At 40.3% G+C, this 13,524-nt stretch carries 13 protein-coding genes; 9 read left to right on the top strand and 4 right to left on the bottom strand.

Annotated features, from left to right (window positions below; translation table 11 throughout):
• Positions 1–46: 46 nt before the first annotated feature.
• The 5 genes from sufB to QUD05_RS08355 all read left to right on the top strand — a co-directional run bounded on the left by sufB (position 47) and on the right by QUD05_RS08355 (position 6,138).
• Positions 47–1,486 (top strand): Fe-S cluster assembly protein SufB, encoded by a 1,440-nt coding sequence (gene sufB, locus QUD05_RS08375; protein ID WP_289795659.1) that lies wholly within the window; start codon positions 47–49, stop codon positions 1,484–1,486.
• A gap of 94 nt (positions 1,487–1,580) precedes the next feature.
• On the top strand, positions 1,581–2,372 hold the full coding sequence (sufC, locus tag QUD05_RS08370; RefSeq protein ID WP_289799919.1) for a Fe-S cluster assembly ATPase SufC: 792 nt from the start codon (positions 1,581–1,583) through the stop codon (positions 2,370–2,372).
• Positions 2,372–3,766: a Fe-S cluster assembly protein SufD gene (gene sufD, locus QUD05_RS08365; protein WP_289795658.1), complete on the top strand. Its 1,395-nt coding sequence runs from the start codon at positions 2,372–2,374 to the stop codon at positions 3,764–3,766. The genes sufC and sufD overlap by 1 nt, the downstream gene beginning before the upstream one ends.
• A gap of 14 nt (positions 3,767–3,780) precedes the next feature.
• A complete protein-coding gene (locus tag QUD05_RS08360; RefSeq protein WP_289795657.1) occupies positions 3,781–5,067 on the top strand; it encodes a SufS family cysteine desulfurase in 1,287 nt (428 codons plus the stop codon).
• A gap of 438 nt (positions 5,068–5,505) precedes the next feature.
• Complete coding sequence (locus tag QUD05_RS08355) at positions 5,506–6,138, top strand: Uma2 family endonuclease (RefSeq protein ID WP_289795656.1); 633 nt, start codon at positions 5,506–5,508, stop codon at positions 6,136–6,138.
• Between the two features lie 81 nt (positions 6,139–6,219).
• On the opposite strand, the gene QUD05_RS33950 is transcribed toward QUD05_RS08355, so the two are convergent.
• Positions 6,220–6,465, bottom strand: a complete 246-nt coding sequence (locus QUD05_RS33950; protein WP_354666173.1) for an HNH endonuclease — start codon at positions 6,463–6,465, stop codon at positions 6,220–6,222.
• Between the two features lie 804 nt (positions 6,466–7,269).
• Positions 7,270–7,752 carry a tetratricopeptide repeat protein gene (locus tag QUD05_RS08350; RefSeq protein WP_289795655.1) on the bottom strand — a complete coding sequence of 161 codons (483 nt, stop codon included), beginning with the start codon at positions 7,750–7,752 and terminating at the stop codon, positions 7,270–7,272.
• Between the two features lie 995 nt (positions 7,753–8,747).
• On the opposite strand from QUD05_RS08350, the gene QUD05_RS08345 reads away from it, so the two are divergent.
• Positions 8,748–9,152: a Na-translocating system protein MpsC family protein gene (locus QUD05_RS08345; RefSeq protein WP_289795654.1), complete on the top strand. Its 405-nt coding sequence runs from the start codon at positions 8,748–8,750 to the stop codon at positions 9,150–9,152.
• Here the strand turns inward: QUD05_RS08345 and QUD05_RS08340 are convergent.
• Positions 9,133–9,516, bottom strand: coding sequence for a response regulator (locus QUD05_RS08340; protein ID WP_289795653.1), 384 nt, complete (start codon positions 9,514–9,516; stop codon positions 9,133–9,135). The genes QUD05_RS08345 and QUD05_RS08340 overlap by 20 nt on opposite strands.
• Before the next feature lie 384 nt (positions 9,517–9,900).
• A complete protein-coding gene (locus tag QUD05_RS08335) occupies positions 9,901–11,220 on the bottom strand; it encodes a tRNA nucleotidyltransferase/poly(A) polymerase-related protein (protein WP_289795652.1) in 1,320 nt (439 codons plus the stop codon).
• 86 nt (positions 11,221–11,306) lie between these two features.
• Between QUD05_RS08335 and QUD05_RS08330 the strand changes: the two genes are divergently transcribed.
• The 3 genes from QUD05_RS08330 to tsaB all read left to right on the top strand — a co-directional run bounded on the left by QUD05_RS08330 (position 11,307) and on the right by tsaB (position 13,036).
• On the top strand, positions 11,307–11,555 hold the full coding sequence (locus tag QUD05_RS08330) for a Ycf34 family protein (protein ID WP_251960287.1): 249 nt from the start codon (positions 11,307–11,309) through the stop codon (positions 11,553–11,555).
• 173 nt (positions 11,556–11,728) lie between these two features.
• Positions 11,729–12,220, top strand: coding sequence for a 6-aminohexanoate hydrolase (locus tag QUD05_RS08325; RefSeq protein WP_289795651.1), 492 nt, complete (start codon positions 11,729–11,731; stop codon positions 12,218–12,220).
• Between the two features lie 159 nt (positions 12,221–12,379).
• A complete protein-coding gene (tsaB, locus tag QUD05_RS08320; protein ID WP_289795650.1) occupies positions 12,380–13,036 on the top strand; it encodes a tRNA (adenosine(37)-N6)-threonylcarbamoyltransferase complex dimerization subunit type 1 TsaB in 657 nt (218 codons plus the stop codon).
• The last annotated feature ends 488 nt before the right edge of the window (positions 13,037–13,524 follow it).

Raw genomic sequence — 13,524 nt, 5'->3', positions numbered from 1 at the left:
CCGTCTCCCATCCTAAAAGAGTTCCGAACACGAGAGATTATTACTGATGAGTGCCACTGTCAAAACCTTAGTCAACCAACCCTACAAGTACGGCTTTATTACAGATATTGAAGCCGACACTATTCCGCGTGGACTAGACGAGGACGTTATCCGCTTGATCTCTTCTAAGAAGAACGAGCCGCAGTTCATGCTGGACTTTCGCCTCAGAGCTTATCGCCAGTGGCAAAAAATGACGGAACCAACTTGGCCGAATGTCAAGTATCCGCCCATAAATTATCAGGATATCATTTACTACTCAGCGCCGAAACGCAAGAAAGAAAAACTCAACAGTCTGGATGAAGTTGATCCAACCCTTTTAGAAACCTTTGAGAAACTAGGCATTTCCCTATCTGAACAGAAGCGACTGGCAAATGTCGCCGTTGATGCAATTTTCGATAGCGTTTCTGTCGCCACTACATTTAAAGAAAAGCTAGCGGAAGATGGCGTTATTTTCTGCTCGTTTTCGGAAGCGTTGCAAGAACACCCAGAATTAATCAAAAAATATTTGGGTAGCGTTGTTCCCATCGCTGACAATTATTTTGCCGCCTTGAACGCCGCCGTATTTAGCGATGGTTCTTTTGTCTACATTCCTAAAGGCGTGAAATGCCCAATGGAACTGTCTACCTACTTCCGCATCAACTCTGGTGATACGGGGCAATTTGAGCGGACTTTGATTGTCGCCGAAGAAGGTAGTTATGTTTCTTACCTCGAAGGTTGCACCGCACCGATGTATGACAGCAACCAGCTGCACGCCGCCGTTGTGGAACTCGTCGCCCTCGACAACGCCGAAATTAAATACTCCACCGTCCAAAACTGGTACGCGGGAGATGCTAACGGTAAAGGCGGTATTTACAACTTTGTCACCAAGCGCGGTTTGTGTCAGGGCGTAAATTCCAAGATTTCCTGGACTCAAGTAGAAACAGGTTCGGCAATTACTTGGAAATATCCTAGCTGTGTTTTGGTGGGTGATAACTCTGTAGGTGAGTTTTACTCGGTGGCGCTGACAAATAATATGCAGCAAGCCGATACGGGTACAAAGATGATTCACGTAGGTAAAAATACCCGCAGTACAATTATTTCTAAAGGAATCTCCGCAGGTAATTCTAGTAATAGCTATCGGGGTTTAGTGAAAGTTAATCCGACGGCTAAAGGCGCGAGAAATTATTCCCAGTGCGACTCGATGCTGATTGGGGATAATGCCCATGCTAATACTTTCCCTTATATCCAGGTGCAAAATAATACTGGGAAGGTGGAGCATGAAGCTTCTACTTCTAAGATTGGGGAAGATCAACTTTTCTACTTTGCTCAACGGGGTATTTCAGCAGAAGATGCCATTTCGATGATGGTTAGCGGCTTCTGTAAGGATGTTTTTAATCAGCTACCGATGGAGTTTGCTGTGGAAGCTGATAAGTTGTTGAGTTTGAAGTTGGAAGGCAGTGTTGGATAAATAAGATAAACACAGATACATCGGCGTTCTGTGTTTATCTTTTGGAAGAATGACGAACCGCAGAGGCGCAGAGAGCGCAGAGAAGGGAGAGAAGATGATTATTGAAAATAGTGAAGTTGTGCTGTCAGTTAGGAATCTGACGGCTAATGTTGATGGAACACCGATTCTGAAGGGTGTGAATCTGGATGTGCGATCGGGTGAAATTCATGCGATCATGGGGCCGAATGGTTCTGGTAAGAGTACTTTTTCTAAGGTGTTGGCTGGGCATCCGGCGTATGAGGTGACTGGCGGTGAGGTAATTTTTCAGGGGCAGAATTTACTGGAGTTGGAGCCGGAAGAACGCGCTAGAAGTGGTGTATTTTTGGCGTTTCAGTATCCGTTAGAAATTCCGGGTGTGAGCAATTTGGATTTCTTGCGGGTGGCGTACAATTCTCGTCGCAAGGCGCAAGGTTTAGAGGAAATAGACGCTTTTGATTTTGACGATTTGATTGAGGAAAAGCTGGATGTGGTGAAGATGAATGCCAGTTTTCTCAGTCGGAGTTTGAATGAAGGGTTTTCTGGTGGTGAGAAGAAGCGGAATGAAATTCTGCAAATGGCGCTGCTGGAACCAAAGTTAGGAATTTTGGATGAGACTGATTCGGGTTTGGATATTGATGCGCTCAGAATTGTGGCGAATGGGGTAAATCAATTGGCAAGTCCAGACAATTCGACAATTTTGATTACTCACTATCAACGATTACTCGATTATATTGTGCCTGATTTTGTCCATGTGATGGCACAAGGACAGATTATTACTAGTGGTGGTAAGGAACTGGCGCTGGAATTAGAGTCTCGCGGTTATGACTGGGTGCTGGCAGAATTTGCAGCTGCTGAGGTGGGTGTGTAATGAGTATTCAAGTATCTCCTAGTCCTATTCCTAATTCCAATGTAGTCAGTTTGACATCAACTCTGCTAGATAGAGATGATTATCTGACTGGGTTGTTAAATCAAGTAACAGCAACTAAAACAGAAGGTTGGTTGCAGGAATTACGCCAAAGTGCTGCAAATTGGGTACGCCACTCGACTATTCCCACCACCCGCGAGGAAGAATGGCGATTTACTGATTTGTCGTCTTTGCGGCAAATTCAATTTAATTTTCAGCCAGGCGAGATATCCAATGCAGAGGGTACACCTTTATCGCTGCCAGAAGCCCTAAAAAGTCGTTTAGTGTTTGTTAATGGCAAATTTGCACCTGCTTTATCTGCAATTGCCAACTTACCACCTGGCGTTAAGGTGAGTAATTTAGCTAGCTTGTCTGCGGATAATCGTGAGCATTTAAAACAGTATTTAGCTCAAACAGAAGGAGCGCAGGAAGTATTTACCGCGCTCAATACTGCTGGCATAAACGATGTAGCGGTAGTGTGGGTTTCCAAAAATGTGGAACTGGAAACGCCAATTCATTTACAGTTCGTAACTGTGGCTGAACCTTCAATTTTTTCTCTACCGCGTTGTTTGGTAGTAGCTGAGGCTGGAAGTAGTCTTACTTTAGTTGAAGAGTATACAACTCCTTCAGGTCTTGTAGGCGATTTTGTAGAGAATACCACACCAGAATTTGTTGGCTTTACTAACGCAGTAACGGAAATTTGGCTGGGAGAGAATGCTCAGGTAAATCACACTCGGATTCAACGCGAACATCTGGCCGATTTTCATATAGGTAAGACTGCTGTAATCCAAGCTCGTGATAGTCGATATACAAGTCACGCCATAACTTTAGGTGCGAAGTTGTCACGGCACAATTTAGAAATTTTGCAAACTGGTGAGCAGACACAAACTACTCTCAATGGTTTGACGATAATTTCTGGTAAGCAGTTGTCTGATACTCACAGTGCGATCGCACTCAACTATCCCCACGGTACAAGTGACCAATTGCATAAATGTATTGTAGGCGATCGCGCTCATGCAGTCTTCAATGGTAAAGTTTTTGTACCCAAACCAGCGCAGTTAACAAATGCAGCCCAGTTGAATCGCAATTTGCTGCTATCATCTAAAGCCAGAGTTGATACCAAACCCCAATTGGAAATTACTGCGGATAATGTCAAATGCGCTCACGGTGCTACTGTTAGCCAATTGGAAGATGACGAAATATTCTATCTGCAAAGTCGGGGAATTGATGAAAACGATGCTCGGAAGTTGTTAATTAACGCCTTCGCTGCTGAAGTTATCAACAAAATACCAGTTCCTTCTCTGCGAGAAATCCTTTTAAACACAGTGAATAATCTCAAGTCCCTGACTAATGAGTAATAACTAATCTACCAATGACTTTTACCTCTACCAAAACCCTTGCTGATAAAGTTCGCGCTGACTTCCCGATATTGCATCAGGAAGTCAATGAGAAACCCTTGGTTTATCTCGATAATGCTGCGACATCGCAAAAGCCTTTGTTGGTGTTAAATACCCTGCGGGATTATTACGAACACTATAATGCTAACGTGCATCGAGGTGCCCATTCCCTGAGTGCTAAAGCTACTGATGCTTATGAAGGCGCTAGAGATAAAGTTGCCAAATTCATTAATGCTGCATCGCGTCAGGAAATCGTCTACACCCGCAACGCAACTGAGGCGATTAACCTAGTAGCCTACAGCTGGGGAATGAATAATTTGCAGCCGGGAGATGAGATTATTCTGTCGGTGATGGAACACCACAGTAATATTGTGCCTTGGCAATTGGTAGCACAAAAAACGGGTGCAGTACTGAAATTCGTGGAACTGACACCTGAAGAGACTTTTGATTTGTCACAGTATAAAAAGCTGATTTCCGACAAAACAAAGTTGGTGTCGGTGGTGCATATTTCTAATACTTTGGGTTGCATTAACCCAGTGGAAGAAATTGGTGCGATCGCTCACAAATATGGTGCTAAATTTTTAGTTGATGCTTGCCAAAGTGTTCCTCACTACCCCATTGATGTACAGAAAATAGATTGTGATTGGTTGGTAGCTTCTGGTCATAAAATGTGCGCCCCTACTGGGATAGGATTTCTGTATGGCAAGTTGCAATTGTTAGAATCAATGCCACCATTTTTTGGTGGTGGTGAGATGATAGCAGAGGTGTATTTAGACCATTCCACATACGCAGAATTACCGCATAAATTTGAAGCTGGTACACCTGCAATTGGAGAAGCGATCGCACTTGGTGCTGCAATAGATTATCTTAGCAGTATCGGCATGGATAAAATTCACGCCTACGAAGCAGAATTAACAGCTTATTTGTTCCAACAATTAGAGCAAATTCCCCAAATTAGAATTTANCGCCCCAAACCAAATGCAAAAGGTGTTCGCGTAGCGTCTCCGACAGGAGAAGGGAGAGCCGCTCTTGCGTCGTTCACCGCCGGAGAAGTCCACGCCAATGACTTATCTACATTATTAGATCAAGAAGGCGTTGCAATCCGTTCTGGACACCACTGCACTCAACCATTACACCGTTACTTAGGTCTTGCTGCAACCGCACGAGCAAGTCTATCTTTCTACAACACCCGCGAAGAAATTGATATTTTCATCAAAGCATTGAAAGAAACTATTGATTTTTTTGCTGGCTTCTCTAGTTAAAAGTAGACAATATTTTAGATGCTGATTGTGCCAGTTATTAACTAACAATAGTTGGCACAACTTTGCTGTTTCAATTATTTCCAGCATCAACTAAAGTGTCATACAGTGACTTTACTTTAGATAGAGTTAGGAAAACCTTTAGCTTAACCATTTCTGATAAAACTGATATATTTGCATTTGTACATAAAGTAGATTCTCCACCATTTCTTGCAGAAATAAATATTGCGGGAAAATGCACCTTTAGCTCTTGCAAGTAATACAGAAAAATCCCGTGCAGAAATGATTATTTTTATGGAACCATCACCACTGGAACTAACTGGAAGTTTTTCAAACTTATTGAGCAAGTGATTGAAATTGATTTGGGCGAGTATTATATTAATGACATAGGTAAAATTATCTGAATTTTATCTAACATTCTGACAGAAAAAGTATTGTAATATGCTTGTAAAGTCAACCCTTGGGGAACAAAGAACAGTCTTACACAACGTTAGCTGGGAAACCTTTGAAGCCTTGCTGAGAGATACAGGTGAGCATAGAGGTTCTCGGTTTGCTTACGACTGCGGTATTTTAGAAATTATGACCCCACTTTTTGAACACGAAAATCCTAAAATTCAGTTTGACCGATTTATATTCGCTTTAGCTGAAGAACTGGGAGTAGAAATTAAAAGTGCTGGTTCTACAACACTGAAGCGACGATTAGCACTTCGAGGTATAGAACCAGATAACTGCTATTATATACAAAATGAATTGAAAGTCAGAGGTAGGGCAACGCTAAATTTAGAAACAGAACCGCCGCCTGACTTAGCAATTGAGATTGATATGACTAGCAGTTCAGTTAACAAATTGGGGATTTATTCAGCGTTGGGTGTAACTGAACTTTGGAGATATGATGGGCAAAATTTAAAGTTTTATCAGTTGATAAAAGGGCAATATGTCGAGTGTAAGTTTAGTATTGCTTTTTCTATAGTTTCAGTGAGTGAGATAAGCAGATTTATTGAGCAGAGTAAAAGTATCGGTGAAATTGCTTTGCTCAAATCATTTCGTACTTATGTCAGGGAAAAGTTAAAATAGTTGGGTAGTTATTTGTATTAATTTTTACTATATAAAAATTAATATTAATCTTTTAAATATTTAAGTTTTTTATTGTTAAATTTATATAATTTTTTGATAGTTTGTAGCAAGCTCCATAATATATATACGCCATTCAGAATAATCTTTTGTAATTGCCTCAATGTTATTTGGTATCCAAACAGATTTTCCTTTTATACTATTACAGGACTGGCAAGCTATTACAAGGTTATAAGGCTTTGCTACTCCACCTCTTGAGGCAGGTATAATATGTTCGACCACATATTCTTTATGTAAGGATTTACTTCCACAATATTTCCTGGTTGCAATAGATATTCACCATTTACAAAGCGATACAGTAGTTTGCAGCTAAATGAGGTACAGAACTAAGGATTCACAAATCAAATTATTCTTCTCCCTCCTGCCTCCTGCCTTCTCCCAAGGGGAGACGCTAAAAGCGATCTGCCTCCTGCCTCAAAACCAGTGACTTTGTACCTCATACAAAAGAAAACTGCTGTAACCTTCTAAAGGTGTTTTTCTCCGGCGTTGGGGATTGTAAACAACATAATACAAAACCCCTATATCCTCTTAGTCTCTCGATTTTGACAACTCATTTAGGATTGCTATAGTTAGAAAAAACTTTAGTTTAACAGAGTAAAAGATAAGATTGGTAAGAATTTGAATTGCTGTGTTGGGATGTGCAATAAGACACCAGGGGTCTTTCTTGAAAATTGCTGTAACTGTGGCTATGGCATTTACGGCATCCATACCATAACTCATAAATAAATCTACCGTACCCCCNATCACCAANNNACTACCACTGAGCGCNNNAAGACCACTCATTTTGATAGTTACATCTAAACTGTAGTCTTTGACCAGTAACATAGGCGCAGCCCTAGTAGACATCGTNNNGTAAAATCCACCATATTTTGCTTGTGCTATNNNGTTTGTACTAAAGTTAACTTTATTCAACCGAAAATTGTTATTTGACGGTTGATTGCTGTTAGTACAAGCAGCAATGACGCTGCTATTAATNNNGATAGAAGTGTATTGAATAAAATGATGGCGACTAAGGCGATGAATTGTTGTTGATGAGGATGATAACGGATTCATAAAACAGTATGATGCCCTCTCCTATCTGCCGTTGTAGCTGAACCTAAATGTACATTCTAGAATCAACTTTTGATTCACTAGAGAATAGGGTTGAATTTCTAAAGCACGTTGAAAAGCCCGGATAGCTTGACTATACTCTCCTAGTGCTGCATAACATAAGCCCATACCATGAAGCGCCCCAAAATGTATTGGATTTATCTGTATAACCATCTGACAATCTGCCAGAGATTTTTGATAATCGCCAATACTGTAATAGAGGAAAGCTCGACGATTCCAAGCTTCGGCAAAATCTGGCTGGTCTTTAATTAATGCGGTCAGCGATGTTTCAGCTTCAGCAATTTCACCTGCATCCAGTAACTTTTGACTGCGGTCAATTATTTCCAGCCCATAGATTCCCTTTTGCTGAAACCAGATCCGCCAGATTTTTCTGGTTGCCTTGTCGCGCACTGTGGCATCCGGGTTTTTCAACTCTTCAAGTAAGGAATTGATAAATAAAGAATCCATGAATTTGAGATCAGTGAATATACCTTTGTATTAACTTTCTCACAAAATTTCTCGATTAAATCATTTTTAAAGTCATCTTTAAATTAGGCGTGATTAATCGCTAATTATGAAATTTCTGTGTGACTTATTGTGTTCAACAATACGACTAATACCACACTAGATATTATGTTATATTGGTTTTTCACAAATTATCTCAGTGGCTAACACACTCTTTATTAGAACCTAAGTTTATCCGCTTATTCGCTGTACTGGCAGGTATAGAGAGTTTTGTAATGTACATTACATTATGATGTAACGCTGTAAGCTAAAACACATCTAATTTGCAGATGAAAATTTTCTCAATATCTTGTGGGGTGGGCATCTTGCCATTGGTGTCAAGTTAAGCTCAAACTTCCTATGTCAATAAGTATTTAGGCTTAAAAATTCGGTTTTCAAGGGACAAAAAACGAACTTTTTCAGGGACTATTAATGCTTTGTTTATTAGCATCACTCCCAGCTTGTGTATAGAAGTCAGAAAAAGTTCACCTTTATACTTCGTTTCTAACAAAACCTATCGTTGACAAATGGATTTTAACCTTAAGTTGACACTAATGGCATCTTGCCCGCCCTGATTATGCAACTTGAATGCTGATTAGCTTATCCATCTGCCATTGATGACCATTTGAATGAACATGGCTATATTATTCCTGGGTTGGGAGATTTAGACACGGCGGGCTACGCGGGAGCTTATTTGGCACAAAATAAGCTAATTACCTATAAGCAAATGACGATCAAATCCAGTTATTAGCCGAACACTTCATAAATCGTTAGTTAACAAATTTTACTTCGTCAAAATTGGAAATATTATTAAATCAATGCATACTAGATACATCACATTGGTACACTAACTTCATATAAAATAGTGATTTATTTTATCAGAATCCATAATCATCTACTATAATGTTGGATACTTCAATTTTTCGCTTATAGCAATAAATATTACATAGTAGGTACTAATGGTACAACCGACTATTGGACAATTAGAAACAGAAATATCACAGCGGATTATAAGTTTATATAATGATAGACTAGGTAAGTCTCCTAGCCAAATCATTTGTCATTTTTTTGATGCTGAAATCGTAATTTCTCTAGAAAACTCTGTTACCCAAGCTGAACAAACTTTACTCAAAGGTGGTTATGATACTTTAGCTGAACAAGTACGATTATATTTAGAAAAAATAATTAAACCAGATTTAAAAAAATTGATTGAGGAAATTATTGGTCAACCTGTCCTCTACCTGATGACAAACACCAATTTAGCAACAGGTCGTACTGGGATTGTTGTAATTCTCAAGGAATTACCCGAACTTCGTAATCCCGAATCGATTCCTAAGATAAATGTTAGAAATTTAGCTGAATGATGTGACGACTGATTACCACTTCTAATTGATTAAAATCATAGGGTTTAGTAATGCAATCATCAAATGCTGTGAGCATCGTGGAGCGATCGTCTTGTACCGTTCTTAGAGGTGTGACTGCAATAATTGGAATGGTAGCAGTTTTTGAGTCATGCTTGAGATCGTCAATGACTTGGTTTGCACTCAAGTTAGATAGCTTCATATCTAGCAGGATTAAATCTGGTTGATGAGTTTGTGCCAACACTACAGCCCTCACTCCTTGTTTGGTACAAATACATGAAAAATTTAATATTCCTAGATGAGAATTAAGTAGCTCTAAATCATGTAAACTCTGTTCAACAACCAAAATTAAAGGCTGTGCATTCATAAGCAGTTAGTCCTGTCCAAGAAAACCTATTCATAAAAACTCCACACATCAGAAAAACCTGAAAGTCTTTGTTTCTAATAAGTGTTTAATTTAATGTATGAGAGTATCTTCAGGCAACCAACTAAAGCATAAAAATGAATAGGTTAGTGTACAATTCATTCGGTTGTCCATCGGCGCTAAATTTTAGGAAATAACATAGCAAAGCAGTTCTAATGTCAAGCAAATAGTAGCATGATTGATGTATGTTATTGCAAGGATTGACTATAAAGATCGGTATTTTATGGTAAGTAAGGGATGTTTAAGGTACTTGAAGTTGCAGATTTATTAGCCTTAGCCAGGAGTGCCAAAATTGCGTAGGCATCGCCTTTGGTACATTACCATAAATTAATTAAGTATATTTAACCAATCAAGTAACTGACGTGCATAAGCGATCGCCTCTGGTGGTGTTGAAAGTTTACCCTCAGCTTGTGCTACCCCAATTTCAGTCAGCAGTTGACCGATAATTGGCGAAGCTGGAATATCTAATGCTACGATCAACTCCTTCCCGCTTACTAATGGAGTAGGATGAGCAATCGCATCATCAGGGTTGAGGTAGCGGTCGATCAAAGGTGCTAAAACTTGGTAGCTCAAAGATTTAGTTTCCACTGCTGTGTGTAGTGGCTTGTCACCAGATATTGCCTCTACCAAATTATTAATTGCTACAGCTAGCACTGCCGTAGCGGGGAACACAATATCTGCGTTATGAAACAAAAAGTATTGTTCTCGCAATGACATATCAACTACTTGAAATTGCGGTAACAGTTTCAGAGCAGTAGTTACACCTCGGATTTCAGCACGACTATAAGTTAGTTCCTGTAGCTCTATTTCTGCTAATACTGGATCTGGGTTGACAAGACAAGCAAGTTTGGCAATAGCTAGCCAAGTAGTTTTAATACTATCGCGGACATATTCTTGCAGTTGTACGCCTAGTTGTTGCCACTTTTCTGTGAGTAAGGCGGCAGCTGTGTCAACTGCTGCTAGTTTGAGCAAGCTTTCACGGGTAGCATTCTTGAACAAAGGGGCAAGTAAACCATCTTCCCAAGCACTTGCAATCCAAGGAGTACCCTGAGAATTTGCCAGTAGATAGCCAACTTCTACCCTAACTCTTTCGGCTGCAACTTTGCTGATATGCGATGCCAAAGAACGAATTGCGGCTTGGGTAGCTGGCTCAATAGTAAAACCTAGTTGAGCGGCTTGGCGATAACCTCGCATTAACCGCAAAGGATCATCTTCAAAGTTCGCGGGTGATACCATTCGCAAAATGCCCTGTTGTAAGTCTACATAACCTTGCAGAGGATCGATAATTTCTTGCGTATGGGGATTATAAGCGATCGCATTTACTGTAAAGTCTCGTCTGTGCAAATCAACTTCTAAACTATCTCCTTCCTGTTGGGCAAAATCAGCCGTGGCGTGGGGAAAAACCACACGCGCAATTTGGCGTTTTGCATCGAGTAACACAAAACCAGCTTTGTAATGATGAGCGATCGCTCTCGCTACCTTTACCGCCTTCGATGGTATAACAAAATCTAGATCCAGATATTCGCGAGTTCTGCCCAGAATCGCATCTCGGACAGCGCCACCTACCATGTAAGCGGGTTGTGGCAAGAATTCCAAACTAAAAGGCCAATTTTCGGGAGCGAGGGTAGGAGGAATTGATTCAAGCATTGTAATAAAAATCAACCCAGCAACTCATGAATAACAGTTGGGCTTACGTTAGATTAACAATAAAGGCCCCTGGAGTTGGTTCTATTATGTGTATTTGCGTGAATTGCCACTATGTAGACAGCTGTGTTACCTATCATGCCGTAGAAGGGCAGCACCAACAGCCTCACTTGACTGAAACACCAGATTTTGATCCCAATGAACCTTCTATCAATGTCAACATTCGGACTAAAGATGATGTAATTGAAATGGAATGGGATGTTGTTGGTTGTCTGAGCTTTAAGCGGGAAACAGGTAAGTGGTCGAAATTGCGTCCTGGTGAATTAGTGCCGACTTGATAGAAAATGATTGGTGTATGTTACAGCTTTTTCAGGTAAATAGACCACGCGGTAGGGGCGCAAGTCTTTGCGCCCCTACAACCGATATGGTCAAAATACATGATTTCTGCTGTAATGAGATTTTGTCCATCAGCGATCGCAGAAGATAAAGAAGCCAGCCAAGCAAAAACAGCATGACCAACGCACAGCGATTAGACCATGTTGAAGATGAACTCGAAACTGTTAAGCGATTGCTAGTTTCTACTGCTAGCTACGCAGAATCAGCGAACAGACGGCTTGATGAGTTGACTATAAAACAAGACCGCACCCAATCTCACCTTGATGAGTTGACTATAAAACAAGACCGTACTCAATCTCACCTCGATCAATTAGGGGCACGTGTTGACCAGATAGGGGAAAAGGTTGACCAAGTTTCTGATCAGGTTGATAGTTTTATCACTCACACGCAACGCCTATTTACAAAGGCAGGCAGTGAAATAGAGGAAACAAAGGCACGAACTGAGCGATTAGAAGCACTCATGCTAAAGCTTGACCGCAATTTTGAGGAACAAAAATCTCAGTTTCAGGAGTTTCAACTGACTACAGGTGCTGCCTTAGAGCGAATTGACCGAGTTTTGGACTATCTATTGAGACAGCAAGGCGCTAATCCAAATCCCCCATCCTAGCCGCGATCACTATTAGCAAGTCAAAGCATTGGCTCTCACAAACCTTGTAACAAGACTGTTTGACTGATTATTATTCAGTAGCTTTTCAATTAAGAACCGCTATGTTATATGCTTAAATAAATCGCGTTAACTCTATAAAAATAGATATTTTAAATAATTTTGACAACGGAACTAAAAGACATTGCAATAAATAAATACGCTTTGGCACTACATACTACCACACCAGAATTAGGTTTGGTAATTAGTAATTTTGATGGTGAAACTCGCTCTCAAACTTGGAATTTGGGGCGTGATTTATCTAGCTTAGTGCATCAATATTTAATTGAATTTATCAAACCACAAACTTGGGCAGATTTGTCCTTTATCGCAGTTGCAAAAGGCCCCGGCGGCTTTACCGGAACTCGAATTGGTGTTGTTACTGCTCGGACTTTAGGGCAACAGTTAAATATTCCTGTATTTGCAATCTCAACTTTGGCTGCGGTAGCTTGGTCAGAAGTAGGCAAAAGTCAAAATTTAACGGCTTTTGCTGTGGAAATGCCAGCACAACGAGGTCAAATTTTTGCTGCTATTTATCAGTTTGAGCCAGATATATCTAAACTAAAAGTGTGTTTACCAGATAGAGTATTCACACCAGAAGCATGGCAGAAAACTTTAGCGAATTGGAATACTAGTTATCAGTTGGTTCAAGCCCAATCTGGGTTAGCAGCGACGGTGACAAGTATTTTAGAACTAGCTAATCTCGATTGGCAAGAGGGCAAATTTCCTAATTGGTCAGAGGCTTTGCCATATTATGGGCAACATCCTGTAGAACTTTAACTGATATGCGTCAATTCCTTCGCCACGTTCTAATAATGCTAAGAAATCGCGCAGAAATAACTTACCTATAGAGCAATACGCTTAAGTTAAGGCTAAAACTATTTGTCAAAGTCAATTTTTTTACATAGACGCTGCGTGAACGCGTCTATCTGCGACACGCTACGCGAACGTAGAGAAGCGGCTTCCCGCAGAACGAGACTTTAAGGAAATTTCTACAAGCATAGCAAGTAGCACTTTTTCTACTTGTGATGTTAAAACCATAAAAGTTCAGAGTGGCAGCTATTCTGGGGTTATACAAAATCCCTAGCTGATATTGATACATAAAGTTTGTTGTTCCAATAGAGATTAAATGTATGGATTTGACAGAATTATTATCATGTCCATCTTGAGGGAGGTAAAGTGATGAAGTTGGAAACCCTACCTACATTCAACGAACATTGGGGTAGCCGAGGTGGATTAATAGGATTTAAAAATCATGTTCTAAAAGT

The organism is Nostoc sp. GT001 (assembly GCF_030382115.1).
GTDB lineage: Bacteria > Cyanobacteriota > Cyanobacteriia > Cyanobacteriales > Nostocaceae > Nostoc.
Note: the sequence above shows the minus strand (reverse complement) of the source record. Positions and strands in the feature narration are given on the sequence as shown.

Excerpts from the sequence above, each read along its gene's own strand:
- sufD (WP_289795658.1), top strand. The coding sequence starts at position 2,372 with ATGAGTATTCAAGTATCTCCTAGTCCTATTCCTAATTCCAATGTAGTC.
- QUD05_RS08325 (WP_289795651.1), top strand. The coding sequence starts at position 11,729 with ATGACCAACGCACAGCGATTAGACCATGTTGAAGATGAACTCGAAACT.
- QUD05_RS08340 (WP_289795653.1), bottom strand. The coding sequence starts at position 9,516 with ATGAATGCACAGCCTTTAATTTTGGTTGTTGAACAGAGTTTACATGAT.
- QUD05_RS08330 (WP_251960287.1), top strand. The coding sequence starts at position 11,307 with ATGTGTATTTGCGTGAATTGCCACTATGTAGACAGCTGTGTTACCTAT.
- QUD05_RS08355 (WP_289795656.1), top strand. The coding sequence starts at position 5,506 with ATGCTTGTAAAGTCAACCCTTGGGGAACAAAGAACAGTCTTACACAAC.
- QUD05_RS08335 (WP_289795652.1), bottom strand. The coding sequence starts at position 11,220 with ATGCTTGAATCAATTCCTCCTACCCTCGCTCCCGAAAATTGGCCTTTT.
- QUD05_RS08345 (WP_289795654.1), top strand. The coding sequence starts at position 8,748 with ATGGTACAACCGACTATTGGACAATTAGAAACAGAAATATCACAGCGG.
- QUD05_RS08350 (WP_289795655.1), bottom strand. The coding sequence starts at position 7,752 with ATGGATTCTTTATTTATCAATTCCTTACTTGAAGAGTTGAAAAACCCG.
- sufC (WP_289799919.1), top strand. The coding sequence starts at position 1,581 with ATGATTATTGAAAATAGTGAAGTTGTGCTGTCAGTTAGGAATCTGACG.
- sufB (WP_289795659.1), top strand. The coding sequence starts at position 47 with ATGAGTGCCACTGTCAAAACCTTAGTCAACCAACCCTACAAGTACGGC.